General features: G+C 71.8%; 2 protein-coding genes. Both read left to right on the top strand.

Annotated elements, in window-relative coordinates; all coding sequences use genetic code 11:
- A partial coding sequence (locus BWR60_RS33100; protein ID WP_088157097.1) for a LysR substrate-binding domain-containing protein occupies positions 1 to 882 on the top strand: 882 nt, incomplete at its 5' end.
- Between the two features lie 90 nt (positions 883 to 972).
- Positions 973 to 2,253: a 4-aminobutyrate--2-oxoglutarate transaminase gene (gene gabT / locus BWR60_RS33095; RefSeq protein ID WP_088157095.1), complete on the top strand. Its 1,281-nt coding sequence runs from the start codon at positions 973 to 975 to the stop codon at positions 2,251 to 2,253.
- The last annotated feature ends 37 nt before the right edge of the window (positions 2,254 to 2,290 follow it).

Below are 2,290 nucleotides of genomic sequence, written 5' to 3'. Positions count from 1 at the left end.
CTCCTCGCGCTCCGCGCCTTCGAGGCCGTCGGCCGCCTCGGCAGCGTCCGCGCCGCGGGGGAGGAGCTGGCGGTCAGCCACACCGTGGTGTCGCGCCATGTCCGCAACCTGGAGCAGCGGCTGGGCGCCCGGCTGCTGCGCCCCGCCGGGCGCGGCCTGGCGCTGACGCCGGAGGGGCAGCGCTACCTGGCCCAGATCGGCCAGGCGCTGGACCTGGTCGAGCGCGCCACCGCCGAGCTGTCGGCGCCGCGCCGCCGCACCCTGGCGATCTGGTGCGCCCCCGGCGTCGCCTCGCGCCGCGTGCTGCCGCTGCTGCCGGAGCTGGAGGCGCTGCTGCCCGAGCACGAGATCACCCTGCTGCCGACCCTGGCCCGGCCCGACTTCGCCCGCGACGAGGCCGATGCCGAGATCATCTATCTGGAGACCGCCGAGCCGCGCGACGGGGTGCGGGCCGAGCTGCTGTCCAGCCCGCGTGTCTTCCCGGTGGCCAGCGCCGCCTTCCGTGCCCGCCACGCCGATGTCGCGGCGCCGGCCGACCTGCTGCGGGTGCCGCTGATCCACGAGGAATCCACCGAGCAGTGGCAGCGCTGGCTGCGCCGCGCCGGGGTGGCCGAGGTGCCCCAGCTGCGCGGCCCGCGGCTGTGGCACGCCCATCTGGCGATCGAGGCCGCCCGGCTGGGCCAGGGCGTCGCCCTGGCCAACGCCGTTCTGGCCGGGGAGGACCTGGCCGCAGGCCTGCTGGTGGAGATGGTGCCGTCCGACATCCGCCTCGGCGGCTACTATTTCCTGTCCGAGGCGGCGCGCTGGGACGAGCCCGGCCTGGCCACGTTGCGCGATTGGCTGCGGGCGCTGTTCGCGACGCCGAACGGCAATGGTGCATAGAACGCACCAGACGCGTTCAAACTAGGCGATTGTGCAGCGGCCCTGCCGCACCGATTCTCTAGCGCAAGGCCCGAACCCAAGAGGATGCCCATGACCACCAATGCCGAGTTGCTTCAGCGCCGCAACGCCGCCGTCGTCCGCGGGGTCGGGCACACCACGCCGATCTCCGCCGCCCGCGCGCTGAACGCCGAGGTCTGGGACGTCGAGGGCAAGCGCTATGTCGACTTCGCCGGCGGCATCGCCGTGGTCAACACCGGCCACTGCCACCCGAAGGTGATCGCCGCCGTCCAGGCGCAGATGGAGAACTTCACCCACACCTGCTTCCAGGTGCTGATGTACGAGCCGTATATCGAGCTGGCCGAGAAGCTGAATGCGCTGGCCCCGATCTCCGGCCCGCTGAAGTCGGTGTTCTTCACCACCGGCGCCGAGGCGACCGAGAACGCCATCAAGATCTCCCGTGCCGCCACCGGCCGGTCCGGCATCATCGCCTTCACCGGCGCCTTCCACGGCCGCACCATCCTGGCCTCGGCCATGACCGGCAAGGTCGTGCCCTACAAGAAGGGCCTCGGGCCCACCCTGCCCGATGTCTGGCATGTGCCGTTCCCGGTCGCCCATCACGGCGTCACGGTCGAGGATTCGCTGCGCCACCTGAACTTCCTGTTCAAGGCCGATGTCGACCCGTCGCGCGTCGCCGCGATCATCCTCGAGCCGGTGCAGGGCGAGGGCGGCTTCTACGAGGTGCCGGCCGAGCTGATGCGCGCCCTGCGCCGGATCTGCGACGAGCACGGCATCGTGCTGATCGCCGACGAGGTGCAGACCGGCTTCGGCCGCACCGGCAAGATGTTCGCGATGGAGCATTACGACGTCGAGGCCGACCTGATCTGCGTCGCCAAGAGCCTGGCCGGCGGCTTCCCGCTGTCCGGCGTGATCGGCCGGGCGCCGATCATGGACGCGGCCGACCCCGGCGGGCTGGGCGGCACCTATGCCGGCAACCCGCTGGCCTGCGCCGCGGCGCTGGCGGTGCTGGAGGTGTTCAAGGAAGAGAAGCTGCTCGACCGCTCCAACGCCATCGGCGCCCGGATCAAGGCGCGGCTGGAGACGCTGTCGCGGCGCAACGACCTGCTGCCGGTCGCGGCGATCCGCGGCCTCGGCGGCATGGTCGCCTTCGAGATCGTCAAGTCGCGCGGCACCAACGACGCCGATGCCGACGCCACCAAGCGGGTGACCCAGAAGGCCTATGAGAACGGCCTGGTGCTGCTGTCCTGCGGCGTCAACGCCAATGTCATCCGCATCCTGGTGCCGTTGACCGCCAGCGACGCCATCGTCGACGAGGGCCTGGACGTGCTGGAGACGGCGCTGGCGGTCGCGTAAACGCCGGCACGGCCGTCCCCCTCACCCTCCCGCCGCC

Source organism: Inquilinus limosus, from assembly GCF_002195995.1.
Lineage (GTDB): Bacteria > Pseudomonadota > Alphaproteobacteria > DSM-16000 > Inquilinaceae > Inquilinus > Inquilinus limosus_C.
The sequence above is the reverse complement of the archived record's forward strand: the minus strand, read 5'-3'. Positions and strand labels throughout refer to the sequence as shown.

Coding starts and splice junctions, on each gene's coding strand:
- gabT (WP_088157095.1), top strand. CDS start 973: ATGACCACCAATGCCGAGTTGCTTCAGCGCCGCAACGCCGCCGTCGTC.